Source organism: Verrucomicrobiota bacterium (assembly GCA_016871535.1).
GTDB lineage: Bacteria > Verrucomicrobiota > Verrucomicrobiia > Limisphaerales > SIBE01 > VHCZ01.
This window is the reverse complement of record VHCZ01000176.1, coordinates 1-12,946: the sequence shown is the minus strand read 5'-3', so window position 1 is coordinate 12,946 and position 12,946 is coordinate 1. Positions and strand designations below refer to the sequence as shown.

At 60.5% G+C, this 12,946-nt stretch carries 12 protein-coding genes; 5 read left to right on the top strand and 7 right to left on the bottom strand.

What is annotated here, in order from left to right:
• Positions 1–179 precede the first annotated feature (179 nt).
• From FJ398_19480 to FJ398_19460, 5 genes are all read left to right on the top strand, one after another.
• The gene (locus tag FJ398_19480; protein MBM3840103.1) at positions 180–716 is read left to right on the top strand and encodes a hypothetical protein; all 537 of its coding nucleotides are present in this window, start codon (positions 180–182) and stop codon (positions 714–716) included.
• Between the two features lie 50 nt (positions 717–766).
• Positions 767–1,021, top strand: coding sequence for a transcriptional regulator (locus FJ398_19475; protein MBM3840102.1), 255 nt, complete (start codon positions 767–769; stop codon positions 1,019–1,021).
• A 405-nt stretch (positions 1,022–1,426) separates the two neighbouring features.
• Positions 1,427–2,359: a 4-hydroxy-3-methylbut-2-enyl diphosphate reductase gene (gene ispH, locus FJ398_19470; GenBank protein ID MBM3840101.1), complete on the top strand. Its 933-nt coding sequence runs from the start codon at positions 1,427–1,429 to the stop codon at positions 2,357–2,359.
• Between the two features lie 117 nt (positions 2,360–2,476).
• The gene (locus tag FJ398_19465; protein MBM3840100.1) at positions 2,477–3,859 is read left to right on the top strand and encodes a hypothetical protein; all 1,383 of its coding nucleotides are present in this window, start codon (positions 2,477–2,479) and stop codon (positions 3,857–3,859) included.
• Between the two features lie 62 nt (positions 3,860–3,921).
• Positions 3,922–4,287: a beta-lactamase family protein gene (locus FJ398_19460; GenBank protein ID MBM3840099.1), complete on the top strand. Its 366-nt coding sequence runs from the start codon at positions 3,922–3,924 to the stop codon at positions 4,285–4,287.
• Here the strand turns inward: FJ398_19460 and FJ398_19455 are convergent.
• The 7 genes from FJ398_19455 to FJ398_19425 all read right to left on the bottom strand — a co-directional run bounded on the left by FJ398_19455 (position 4,250) and on the right by FJ398_19425 (position 12,659).
• Positions 4,250–5,209, bottom strand: a complete 960-nt coding sequence (locus tag FJ398_19455; protein MBM3840098.1) for a glycosyltransferase family 1 protein — start codon at positions 5,207–5,209, stop codon at positions 4,250–4,252. The genes FJ398_19460 and FJ398_19455 overlap by 38 nt on opposite strands.
• Positions 5,210–5,232: 23 nt before the next feature.
• Positions 5,233–9,237, bottom strand: a complete 4,005-nt coding sequence (locus FJ398_19450) for a hypothetical protein (GenBank protein ID MBM3840097.1) — start codon at positions 9,235–9,237, stop codon at positions 5,233–5,235.
• A gap of 143 nt (positions 9,238–9,380) precedes the next feature.
• Positions 9,381–10,046, bottom strand: a complete 666-nt coding sequence (tsaB, locus tag FJ398_19445; GenBank protein ID MBM3840096.1) for a tRNA (adenosine(37)-N6)-threonylcarbamoyltransferase complex dimerization subunit type 1 TsaB — start codon at positions 10,044–10,046, stop codon at positions 9,381–9,383.
• 227 nt (positions 10,047–10,273) lie between these two features.
• Positions 10,274–10,681, bottom strand: a complete 408-nt coding sequence (tsaE, locus tag FJ398_19440) for a tRNA (adenosine(37)-N6)-threonylcarbamoyltransferase complex ATPase subunit type 1 TsaE (GenBank protein MBM3840095.1) — start codon at positions 10,679–10,681, stop codon at positions 10,274–10,276.
• Complete coding sequence (locus FJ398_19435; GenBank protein ID MBM3840094.1) at positions 10,665–11,624, bottom strand: thiamine-monophosphate kinase; 960 nt, start codon at positions 11,622–11,624, stop codon at positions 10,665–10,667. The genes tsaE and FJ398_19435 overlap by 17 nt, the downstream gene beginning before the upstream one ends.
• Complete coding sequence (locus FJ398_19430) at positions 11,617–11,925, bottom strand: hypothetical protein (GenBank protein ID MBM3840093.1); 309 nt, start codon at positions 11,923–11,925, stop codon at positions 11,617–11,619. The genes FJ398_19435 and FJ398_19430 overlap by 8 nt, the downstream gene beginning before the upstream one ends.
• A 14-nt stretch (positions 11,926–11,939) precedes the next feature.
• Positions 11,940–12,659 (bottom strand): CPBP family intramembrane metalloprotease, encoded by a 720-nt coding sequence (locus FJ398_19425; protein ID MBM3840092.1) that lies wholly within the window; start codon positions 12,657–12,659, stop codon positions 11,940–11,942.
• Positions 12,660–12,946: the final 287 nt, after the last annotated feature.

Sequence of the window (12,946 nt, the reverse complement as noted above, 5' to 3'; positions counted from 1 at the left end):
AAATGCTGACAGGAATGACAGGAATCTTATCGAGATACAGATCACGAGGATGGACTTGACAATTATACTTTGTATTGCAAAGTATAGCCATGCATCCCACTTGGGCTACTGAGCACCTGCAGGTCATTCGCACATTGATGGAACGTTCCGCGATCTACCGGCGCGCTTTAGCCCCCGTCATGCTACTGCTTGGTATCCTGGGAATTGTCGCGGGGGTCTCGGGGTGGTGGTTTTCCGTGTCGTCCTCGCGCGCATTTGGCTGGTACTGGATCGCAGTCAGCACCGTGGGCATCTCTGGCGCGTATTTGATGGTGCGGCGGCAGTCTTTGCGCGACGCCGAACCGTTTTGGTCGCCTCCCACACGCCGGGTGACCCTCGCGGCACTCCCGGCCGCATTCATTGGATTTATCGTGAGTCTGTTGATCTTGCAGGCACTGCCGCAAGGCAGCGTGGAAGTTGCATGGCTTCCTCCGATCTGGATGGCGCTCTACGGTTGCGCGATTCACGCGGCGGGCTTTTTCATGCCGCGAGGCATGAAACTCTTCGGGTGGCTGTTCATCCTCGCAAGTTGCGCGGTTGGAGGGGCTCTGGCGCTGTCCTGGATCCCGCGTTCGTCCATCTCGGGACACACGGTGATGGGGGCCAGTTTTGGCGGACTGCATTTGTTGTACGGGGTCTATCTCTATTTCACGGAAGACAGGAAGAATGAAGCGTGAATCCGGACCCATTTCTCAATCTAGACCGCGTCATTCACGAAAAGGGCCGGATGGCTATCATGTCCCTTCTGGCGGCCACGCCGGAACTGTCCTTCACTGAAATGCGCAACACGTTGAACATGACTGACGGCAACCTGAGCGTCCACCTCCGGACCCTTCAAGAAGCGGGTTATGTCGCCGTCACCAAGACCTTTCAGGAGCGGCGCCCTCTGACAACTTGCTCTCTGACCCCCAGCGGAAGGGCTGCCTTCGCCAATTACATCGAGCTGCTCTCGCAGATCGTCGAGCAACACCGGAAGAAATGAACCATCTTTTTGCCTCGCACTCACCCGCGCCGCCATTGGCTTTGCAGTGCAAAGAACTCGGCGAAAACGTGTTGCCCACTCACCCCAGCGCGCCAACCCCTAAGAGCGGGTCCGGAAATTCGATCCAGGGTAGTACAGGCGACCCGCCTGTCTGTCCGGCGACTCGCCGGACGGAACGACAGCGATGCTTGGAGTCGATAACGACGGCCTTTCCAAGAGGCGGCCTTACGCACTTCCGGTCGACGGGTCGCCGACTGGGGCGGACGAGTCGCCCGCGCTACCCAATCTTCAGACACGCACTGAGCAACGCCAAGGTGGGTTCATGTCCCATAGCGACTGCTCCAAGCTCCCGGATACTTGGCCTTCAGTGGGATTGACTTTCAAACTCAAGAACGATTGACGCATATGAGAATTCTTCGTGCTGAACATTTGGGAATGTGTTTTGGAGTGCGCGACGCCATCCACCTCGCGCTCACCACCGCAACTCAAAGGCCCTTGACCGTCCTGGGCGAGCTCGTCCACAACGAAAACGTTTTGGAATCGCTGCGCCGCGAGGGCGTCGAAATCAAACATCAACTGGACAACGTCACGACCTCCACGGTGATGATCACCGCTCACGGCGCGTCCGAAAAGGCTCTGGACCGCGTTCGCCAGCGAGGCCACAACATCGTGGAGGCGACCTGCCCGCTCGTTCATCACGCGCACCGGGCCGTTCGTCAGTTGGTGCGGGAGGGTTATCATCCCGTCATTGTGGGCAAACGCGACCATGTCGAGGTTCGCGGCATCGTTGAGGATCTCACGGCGTTCGACGTGATCCTTTCAGAGGCGGACGTCGAGCTTCTTCAAGAGCGCCCGCGATTCGGTGTGGCCGCGCAAACGACGCAGCCGATTCAGAAGGTTCGGCAACTGGTCGCTATGATCCAACGCCGATTTCCGAACTCGGAAGTCCGGTTCGCGGACACGGTGTGTCAACCGACAAAGCAGAGGCAAACTGCTGCCGTAGAACTTGCCCGCCGCTGCGATGTCGTGATCGTGATCGGCGGCGCGCACAGCAACAACACGCGGGAACTTGTCGCCACATGCCGCCGGTTTTGCGAGCGCGTTTATCACGTGCAGACCGCGCAGGACCTTCGCGAGGATTGGTTTTACGACGCGCAAACGGCTGGAATCACCGCCGGCACGTCTACCCCCGATTATCTCATCAACGAAGTCGAGGGACGGCTCAAAGAGATCGCCTCGACGCACGCCTTTCCAACGGAGATGAACGCGGAATCGGCTGACGCTCAGTTGCAGGATGCGTCCAAACGAGGCTCAACGATATTCGATCTGGCGGTGTGAGGGAATCAACAAGGCAAGCGCATGCAACGCGGAAGACAAGACAATAGCAGGAAACACGGAACTCAAAGAGGATGAGGTTGGCTATGCGATCCTCCAGCGAGTCCGGGAGTTCTGACGATGCAGACTCCACGCCAGGCCGTATCGATCGAGGAGCAGATCGAGCAGTGGCGGAGCTATCTCGGCCGTCGGCAGGCGACCCACATGGTCGATGTAGCGGAGCTGGAAAATCATCTGCGCCAACAGATCGCGGGTCTCCTCGAGGCGGGGCTTGCGACCGACGAAGCGTTTCTGATTGCGGTGAAGCGCATGGGCAGCCGCGATGCCCTCTCTCGGGAGTTCGCGCGCGCGCACTCGAACCGTCTCTGGAAACAGCTCCTGCTCGGGCCTTCGGATTCCGGAGAGTCACGAGTGCCGGGCCCAACAGACGTCATCGTCGCATTCTGTCTTGCGGTGGCTGCGGCAGTGGCCATCAAGGTGCCCGCGTTGTTCGGGCTGCAATTGGACGAACATAACGATGGAGACGTCCGTTTCTATGTCCGCAACGCAGGCCTTTTGGTGTTGCCGCTCCTGACCATTTACTTCGCTTGGAAAGGGCGGCTCGAAACCCGCACTCTTTGCTGGCTAGGCGTGGCGTTCGCCGTCGCCGGTGTATTCGCCAACGTGTATCCTTTCGCCCGGGCCAGTTCCACCGAGGTGCTCACCGCGGTGCACCTGCCAATCGCGCTCTGGCTGGTAGTCGGCATGGCGTACGCCGGCAGCCGCTGGAGCCAGGTCGCGGGCCGCATGGACTTCATTCGTTTCTCGGGCGAGCTGTTCATATATTATGTGCTGATCGCGCTCGGCGGCGGCGTCTTCACGGCATTTGTGGCGTTGTTCTTCCGCATCCTGGGAACGGCCCCCGATCAGTTCATTGGGTCGTGGCTCCTGCCGTGCGGAGCGGCCGGGGCCGTCGTGGTCGGATCCTGGCTGGTGGAGGCCAAGCAGAACGTGATCGAAAACGTGGCGCCCGTGTTGACGCGTCTGTTCACGCCGCTGTTCGCCGCCGCGCTCAGCACATTCTTGGGAGCACTCCTGTGGACCGGCCGCGGCGTCAACATCGAGCGAGACATGCTCATCGCATTCGACCTGCTCCTGGTGGTGGTCCTTGGCCTTCTGCTCTATTCCGTCTCCGCCCGTGACCCTCGGTCACCCCCAGGTGCCTTCGATGTGCTGCAGATCGTGCTGGTGGTCAGCGCCCTGTTGGCCAACGCGGTAGTGCTGTGGGCCATCGTCGCGCGCATCACCGAGTTCGGCTTCAGCCCGAACCGCGTGGCCGTGCTCGGCGTGGATGTGATTCTCCTGGTCAACCTGGCGTGGTCCGCTGTGCTTTACCTCCGCTTCCTGAGAGGACGCGGATCGTTCATTGCTCTCGAAAAATGGCAGACGGATTACCTGCCGGTTTACGGCGCGTGGGCGGCGATGGTCGTGATCCTCTTTCCGCCCCTGTTCCGTTACCTCTGACATGCCGTCGTCGTACGCCAGGGAGAACGCAACAATTATTATGAGGTGCTTTTTTAGGTCTCATCCTCGAAAAGATAACTGGCAAATCGTACGCCGAAGCCCTCGAAGAGAGAATCGCTTCAAAGATCGGACTTAAGGATACCTACCTGACGACCGGAAACATCAATGTGAACAAAAACGAAGCGCTGACCTACATTCACTTCGGCGGCGACTGGCAACCGGTGACTGAAACCCATCCCAGCATCCTCTTCAGCGCCGGCGCGATCGTTTCAACACCCGGCGACCTGGCCAAATTCATCCAGGCGCTGTTTGAAGGAAAGCTGGTTTCACGCGACACCCTCGACCGCATGAAAGCGACGAGGGACGGCGAAGGGTTTGCAATGGTGACCGTCACGTTTCAAAGTGTTTCACGCGCTTTCGGGTGGTGAATGCCGTTTCAATTAGCCCGGCGGCTTCGGACGGGCCGTCCCTGCGGCCAATCTCGCCGGCAAATTGCGTTGCGCGCTCCTTATGCGCGGCTGACGCTAAGACGCGACCCACGGCGGCTCGAAGTGTTGGCGCGGTCAGTTTCTTGATCGGAATACACTCGCCGACGCCAAGGTGCGCGATTCGCGACGCGACGCCGGGCTGGTCGTTGGTTATCGGCAAGGCGACCATGGGCACACCTTCGCTCAGGCATTCCAAAACCGTGTTCAAACCGCCATGGGTGATCACCAGGCTGGGAGGCATTTCGTTGATGTGAGAGAAGCCCATCGGCGGAAGGCGATGCCGGTATCGAAAGGGGACCACCGCGGAGAGAAGCGGCCAGCCGGTCAGATTGAGAATCAATTGGCCAACCAGATTCCGCACGCGAAAGAGAAGCGAGGGCCGGTAACGCCACGAGCGGTTGCAGGGCGGAACGCGCGATTCGGTGTGAAACATCAGCGCGCTGCAAGCCACCGCCAGTGGAAAATCCAACGCCTGGAAAACGCTTTCCGCTCCGATGCTGACCTGGTCCATGACCAATCCATCGAACCGCTCGCGGCGGATGGTTTCCGGCAGGTCACGAAGAATGCCGCGGGCGAACTCCGCGAGCCAATGGCCGGCAAACCGGCTTGCTTTCAATCCCGTCAATCGCCCCATCAGCGCAGTCTTCCGCTCCCATTCGCCGCGCGGAAATTCGGCCAGCGCGATGGGAATGAATTCCAGTCCGGCTCTCGCGACTTTTGTCTCCGCGTCCCGAGGGGCGAGGAAGGCGACGCGGTGCCCGCGTTTTTGCAACGCGCGCGCGAGGACCGTCATCGGATTCAGGTGCCCGATAAAGGCAGGCGAGAGGATCGCATAATAACCCACGCCCAGGCAGCGTCCCAAACAAGCTGGAGCAGGTCAACGGTTCACCTCGCTCGATTGCCCGCGGCGTCGATGGTTTCTTCCTTGGCTCCCGCCGGAATCTCCGTAGTCGTCACTCGGCCCCCCGGCCAGCGCACGGCCACACGCATCGGTCCGTCGCGAAGAGCGAGCACCTGCACCGCACTGTCCTGGGACCAATATCCCGAGCCGGCGTGGATTTCTCGCGCCGGTCCATTGCCGTCCGGGAAGATCGGCCAGATCACAGCGCCGATTCCAGTTGGATTTCCGGGCGGCCCTTTCAATTTGACCCGAAGGCCCGGCTTCGCGGAGACATTGCGAAACATGCGTGTCTCAGCGCGGTTTTGCGTCACAACGAGATCCCAGCGGCCGTCCGCGTTGAAATCGGCCGCTGCGGCGCCGCGTTGCTCGCCATAAATTGCAAGGCCCGATTCCTGTCCCGGGACAGCAGAGAGTTTCCCCTTGCCGTCCCCTTTCAACAGTAGGCCGCGCCCTGCGTCGAGTCTCGGCATTTCCGGTTGCGTGGCGAAAAAATTCTGGCTGAGAAAAATGTCCTCGCTCCCGTCCCCATCAAAGTCGCTCACGCTCACGCCATACGCGGGCGCAAGTTGCGCTTCCCGGGGCAACTCCACCGCCTCGAATCCGCTGCCGCGATTCAGGAAAGCCATCGAAGCGAGCGTCGTGACTCGCGCTTCATTCGCTTTCCCCGGCAGCGCTTTCAAGACCTCCTCGATTGACGCTTCGCTGTAGAGCTTGTGAGACGTAAAGCGTTCGCGCAGGAACGGCAGTGCAAGGGCGAGCGGATTCAGCATCCGCATCGGCAACGCAGTCCGCGTGGACGAATCAAACTCAGTTTCGATCAAGTCCAGCGCGCCGCGTTGAGCGAAATCACCAAAACAGACTCGAAGAGGTTGTGTGAGAGCGGCGCGATACGGGCTGTTCAAGCCCCAGTTGGCCGCGATGATGTCGAGCTTCCCATCGGCATCGAGATCGCCGGTGGTGACTCCGGTCCACCAGCCGGTTAACTCGTTGAGCGTTGAGCGTTGAGCGTTGAGCGTTCGACGTTGAGCGCTGGATGCAGATGGTTCGTCCGTGATCGTCACCGGTGGATTGAACGGTTTTAGGCCTCCTCGATCGTTGAGGAAGATTCGGATTGGTTCCCATTCGCACGCCAGGATCAATTCCGAAAAGCCGTCTCCGTTCAGATCGCTCCAGACTACGCCGCTGACCAGGCCCACATTCGCCAGCGTCTTCGTCGCTTCCAAGTCCAACTCCCAGCGGAGGCCGCTTCTTCGGAAAAGCCGGGACGACGCGGCCTCTGGGTAACGAGCGGGCACAACCCGTCCGCCGACGAACAAATCGAGATCGCCGTCTCCATCGACGTCCGCGAGCGCGATCGGTCCGGTGCTCGACGCGTGCCCCGGCAAAGTGTCATCGATGACCTTGCGAGTGAAATCGTATTGCCGAACGGCTGCGCCCACGGCCAGACCGTCCTCGTAATTCGCCGAGCCGATCAGCAATACCGCGGCTCCATCGTCGCGCTGCATGCCGACGATGCCGGTTTGATCGCGCGTGATCCGTTGTGGAAAACGAGGCTCGGATTTGAAACCGCCTTCGCCATCGTTCAGGAAGACGCCGAGCTGGCCGCCGCGACCGCTGCCGACAATCAAATCGTCCCACCCGTCATTGTTGAGGTCAAACCACGCGACGCCAGGACCAAGCTGGCTGAGCTTGCGCGCGAGGAGCGGCTGCCGCGCGAAGTCGTCGAACGGCTCGTCCACGTGACGGTGGTTCAGCAGATGGCTGACGTCCTCGAAGAGCGTTTGGGTTTGTAGGGCAGGCTTTCCAGCCTGCCGGTTCTCCGGGCTTTCCTGCCCGGAGACTCTGGCTGCAGGAAAGCCGCCCGAACCCGCCGCCTGGAAAGGCGGCGCTACAACGGCAATCAGCTCCTCGATTTCGTAAATGCGGTTGGGCTTGGCGCGTTCGATCAGGCTCCGCTTGCCGTTGCGCCACGCCACTTCGATCTGCAGATCGTGCGTCGCGTGACCGGCCGCGAACACAACCAACGGATCAGATCCGGCCAAATAGCGGCCTCCGGAAACAACTTCCTGACTTTGCACCGGCACGGCTCTCCCGCGGAGCGTGACCTTGGAGCCGATGCCTTGCGTGTTGGGCAGCGAACCGCGCAGTCGCACGGCGATGCGCGCGGCGCTGCTCTCATTGCGATAGACGCCCGCGGCACTGCCAAAATTGTTGACGACAAAATCCAAATCGCCATCGCCGTCCAGATCAGCCACCGCCATCCCATGATGCACGCCAGGTTGGTCCGTGCCCCAGAGGTGGGTTGTTTCGGCGAAAGTGAGATTGCCCTGGTTGCGGAGGGAGATGATCGGCATCGCCAGGAACGGATAAAGTCGATTGTGAACCATGCGTTCGTGCGTGAAGGCCTTTTGCCGTTCCGCCTCGTTCGGGTAGCCTTTCCAGGAACGTTGCCGGGCGTCGATCTGCGCCGTGGCATCCAGGTCCTGCACGTCCCGATGGTTTCCCGCCGGAATCAACAAATCTTCGTAACCGTCCAAATCGATATCGAGGAAAACCGGTTGCCAGGACCAATCCGAAGCGGTCAGGCCGCTGAAATGGGCGATCTCCTCAAACGTGCCGTCGCCGCGATTCCGAAACAGCGTGTTCCTCATGAACTGTGGACGAATCTCGATCGCTTCAGGCGGGACGGCGGCCGGTTGGTAGGCGAGCATCTGCCGCTTCCGGAGACGCAGATCGCGGCTGAGCATGTCCACGACGAAAAAGTCCATGTGACCGTCGCGGTCGATGTCCGCGAAGTCCACCCCCATGGAACTGGCGCTGGTGTTGCGCAGCGCGTGTTGGGCAATGGCGCGGAAACGGCCCTGCCCATCGTTGATCCAGATGCGGTCCTGCGGCCAGTAATCGTTGCAGACATAAATGTCCGGCGCGCCATCACCATTGAAATCGCGGAACGTCGCGCTCAGGCCCCAATCGAGCGGAGGTTGCGCGAGGTTCTTTCCTTCCTCATCCAGGAACGCTCCGTCGGTCCACGGTACCGGCTTGAAGCGGGCATGGCCGTCGTTCAGGTAAAGTTGGTCGGGCTCGCCGTATTCGAGCACTTGCCCGTTCAAGATGAGTAAGCGGTTCTTGAATTCGGGCGGCACAGCCATTTGCCCGTTGACGAGGTGCATGTTCACTCGCCCTCGGTCGCGAATGTCCTCCGCGCGGTAGTTCGTCACATAGAGATCAAGCGTTCCGTTGCCGTCCACGTCTGCCAGCGCGAGGGTCGTGCTGCCGAGCTTTGTGCCCGCGCCTGCGCTTTGCGTAGCGTCACTGAACTTGCCGCGGCCATCGTTCAGAAAGCAGAGCACGCCGCGGCCCGTGGCGGAAACGAGCAAATCGAGCCAACGGTCCCCGTTGAGATCCGCCAAGACCGCGCCGCGAAAGTTCTTTCCCGGACAACGCAAGCCGGCTTCCTCGGTGACATCCTGGAACCGAAATCCACCAAGGTTCCGATACAACGCAGTCGGGGTGTCGAGCCCGCAGAAAAAAATGTCCGGCAACCCGTCGTTGTCGAAATCACCCACGGCCAACCCGGAGCCGTTCAGCAACGTGCGGTTTGCTGCGCCCTCCAATTCGGTCAAGGTGTTGGTGTAGGCAACGCCCGTTTGTTCCGGACTCAGCAGCGTGAAGCCCGTTCTGCCTCCCTTGCGCGCGCTCAATTCAGCCCAGCGAAAGCCCTGCTCCGTCTGCCATTGAAGCTCAGCGCCAACGCTGCTCAAGGCGCACACCACGATGCACATCAAAACCGCTCCCCCAGACTTTGAACTTTGAACTTTGAACTTTAGACGCGGCTCAGAGTTCAACGCGGTCAGTTGGGAGTTCACGCGAGACGAATACAAACTTCGCCGACCACGGGCAAGCCCTGACGCCGTTGGTTTTCGCGGGGACCTCACGCCAAGGCCGACAACGAGCAAAGGAAAGCCAGTCAGGCCAGACTGAGCTCTCATGATGGTTGTTCGTGTGCAACAGGAGGAACAGAGATAACAGAGCGTATGGGCCGGAGGAAAACAGGAGCGCGATCAGGGGCGCTCTCACAGGCAAAATGGAAAATCACACGGCAAAAGGCTCACTCTCTGTGATCTCCGTTTCCTCATAAGAGGATTCGTGGCGGCGGGGCTTTGACGAAGGTTGTTGCGCGCAAATAGATCGGCTCCAACTTTTCTCCGGTTGTGAAATCTGCCCGGCCTTTGGCCAGTGCGCCCAGCAGCCGGGCGTCGGGATAAACGATTCGCGCTTCCTTGAAGAACCGGGTTGCTTCAGGCCCCGCAATCGTTGGGTACGCGGCAGCCAGCGCGGGCGTTTCTTCCTTTCGGGCGATGCGAAGCGGTTCCTTCAACCGCCATCCGGTTTTGCTGATTTCGTAGCCCGCAAAATAAAACTCGCCCCGTTGCGCGTCGATGACCACCCCGACGCAGCCGAGCCAACCTTGCGCGTGAGTTCCAGACGCGAGGGCGTCCGCGCTGCTCACACCGAGGAGCACGACCGGGCGCGCGAGTTGCCAGCCTTGCGCCAGCGCGATGGCGGACCGAATTCCCGTGTAGGAACCCGGTCCAAGCCCGACGATCAGGCATTCGATGGCTTCGCGCTCAATGCGCGCTTGTTGCAGGGCACGATCGACGAGCGCGAGCGGCCGGGCTGGTCTTTCTCCGTCATCGGACGCATGGCCCGGCATTTCTGCCGAAGCGCGCCCCGCATCGAGCGTCATCACCGCGACACTGCGCACAGGCGAAGAGAATTCAAGAGTGAGCGCAATCACGCAGTTACTGTAATCTGGGCAAGCCGATTGATCGGTCGTATTCAGTGAGACGAATCATCCTCCTCTCCCCGCGAGGCACGAGTGGGGAGAGGATTGACGAGAGGGGGCCTGATAATGACGGCCCTCCTCTCCCCGGCCCTCTCCTCCCTTTGCCGGGAGGAGAGGGAGAAGAACAAGTGCAATTCCTGGGGATCAAGCCATCTGCAGAGTGTGGAAGCACGCGGTTCTCAATCATAGACAATCCGTCGTTCGGTTTCATTGACGATCTCGAAACGGAATTGCCGGAAAGACGCAGGCGTCGGGCCTTGCCAGCGTTCGATCCATTCCACCACCGAAACGCCGCGTGGGGAAAAGTATTCCTCCAGTCCGGCGTTGACGATCTGGTCCTGACTTTCCAGTCGATACAAGTCCAGATGAAACAGCGGCAGCCGTCCGCGGTCGTAAATGTTCAAGAGCGCGAAAGTCGGCGAATGCACGCGTTCCTTGATGCCCAGACCTCGCGCCAGACCTTTGACGAACTGAGTCTTCCCCGCGCCCAGCTCGCCGCTTAGCCCGATAACCCATCCCGATTGCGCCTCCGCAGCGACGCGAGCCGCGAATTCCTCCGTCTCCTCAGGGCTATGAGAAATGAACATAGCCCTGCTCGGTCAGCGGACGCAGCCCGTCCTTGTCCTTGATGAATAAGCCCGGCGTGGAAGTGATCTTGCCAATGCAGTTCAACCCGAGTTCCGGAAATCGCTTCTTCCACGCGTCAAGCAACGGCACCGCCTCGCGGCTCTCGACCGTAAATAGCAACTCGAAATCCTCTCCATCCGTGAGGGCCGCCAACAGCGGCGGCTTCGGGGTTCTTCCGGCAGAGCGGGAAAGCTGCTGGCCATTCAGTTTCCAGGCCAGGCGCGCGGCCCGGCTGATCGGGATGGCGCTGGCCAGCAATTCCGCGCCCACCTGGCTCGCTTTGAGCAAATGCCGCAGGTCGGTCGCAAGTCCGTCGCTGAGGTCCATCATCGCGTGAACGCCGCAATGCTCCGCCAGCCAGCGCGCTTCGATCAGCCTCGGCTCAAATTCGAGATGCTTTTCTTGAAGCGATCCTCCCAGCGTTCCCGTGACAAAGACGGCGTCGCCGGCCTGGGCGCCGGAGCGGAGCAAACATTTTCCCTTCGCCACGGTTCCCAGGACAGCGACGGAAATGAGCACGCAGTTTAAATTGGCTGTGGTTTCGCCACCGACGACCGCCACTTCATGGCGCGCGGCCAGTGCGTTCAACCCGCGATAAATCCCCTCCACGAAGCTCACGTCAAACTCCTGCGGCAAGGCCAGCGTAATCAAAGCATGCGTCGGCGTTCCGGCCATCGCGGCCACGTCGCTCAGGCAGCGCGCCAGCGCTTTGTGCCCGATTTTCTCCGCGTCCGCTTCCTGGGTGAAATGCACGCCTTCGACAATCGCGTCCGTCTTGAACAGGATGAATTCGTTGGGCAGCCCCAGGTCGAGCACGGCGCAATCGTCTCCCGCGCCGGCCACGACTGAATCGTTTGTGGCGAGAGTCGGGATCAATCGGGCAAGGAGTTCGACCTCATTCATGCGGGGCTTCCTGTTCCCTACGGACCTGCTCATGACCCATGATCCGGTCGATAGTGGGCCGGCGCTGCGGCCCCACTTCGTCGACAGAAAATCGGCTGCGCGGCAACGCAGCCCTACCGGGTTCCTGGGAAGCTTCCACGGCCAAGAAGCCGTGCGCACCGCCCTTGAACCGAAGACCGCGCGGACCGCAGCCTTCAGGCTGCTTCCGCGCACTCTCCGCCGTCGGGCGTTGAAGCGCCCTAAAGGCCACGGTCCGAACAGACGGTTCATGGGAAAACGCAACAAGACAGGCGACAGTCATGGTGTGAAGGGACGTCACCGAGCCGTGGGCTGAATGATCAACCAGAAGTAATTGGCCAGATTGAACAGGCTGTGGGTGACGATGGGCGCGAGCAGATTGTTCGTCGTTTCATACAACAGCGTCAGGATCACCGCCAGCAAGGTCAGCGAAAGAAAAATCATCGCGTTGTTATGGATCGCCGCGAAAAGCAGCGAAGTCCCCCACAGGGCCAGGCGCGGGAATCCTTGCTGTTTGATCACGGGATAAAGAATGCCCCGGAAAACCAGTTCCTCAGCCACGGGCGCGACCAACACCGCCAGCACGCCGAGCAGAATTTTCAGCTCCGTCGATTCCGCCGTCTGGAGGGTCTGGACAGTGTCTTGGACCACCGGATCGAAGTGCAATCTCGCCATCAGCTTCGCCGAAACGCGAGCGAGCGACCAGGCCATGGGCAGAATGACAATTCCAATCGTCACCGACAGCAGCAGCGCCCGGCCCACCCGCGGGGCGCGGAACCCAAACGCCTCGGACCAGCTCACTTCATGTTCGCGCAGAAAGAAATAAGTCAACACCAGCGCCATGCCATGAAACGTCAAAGCGCCCACGACGACCGTCAGAAAGCGGGGATCGAACGCGAAGGGCGACGATCGGGAGTTCAACCATCCCACGAGAAGCACGCCGGTGAAGATGCTGGTGAACAACGCCAGGAGAAATCGCAACACGACGTCGGGTCTCCAGGGTTTCTCGGATAACATGCGGCGAATTTTGATCAAACCGCGGCCGGAAGACGATGGAAAAAAGCTGTCCTGGGTAAACTTGCAGTGAACGACGGTGGGGGCGACGCTCCTGCGGAGATCTGCGGAGATGTTTCTTCGATGGCCTTGGCTCGGCTGGAGCCTCGCTCCACCTTAACTTAGGGTCTGTGCAAAAATAACTTCCGGTTTTGGCGGGAGCGCCGCCTGGCCGGATGCAAGGCGCGAGGAGGGAGCATCCCCGTTTTGGGGCTGTGACCGACGAGCAACGCCGCAGCCGGCCAGGCGCC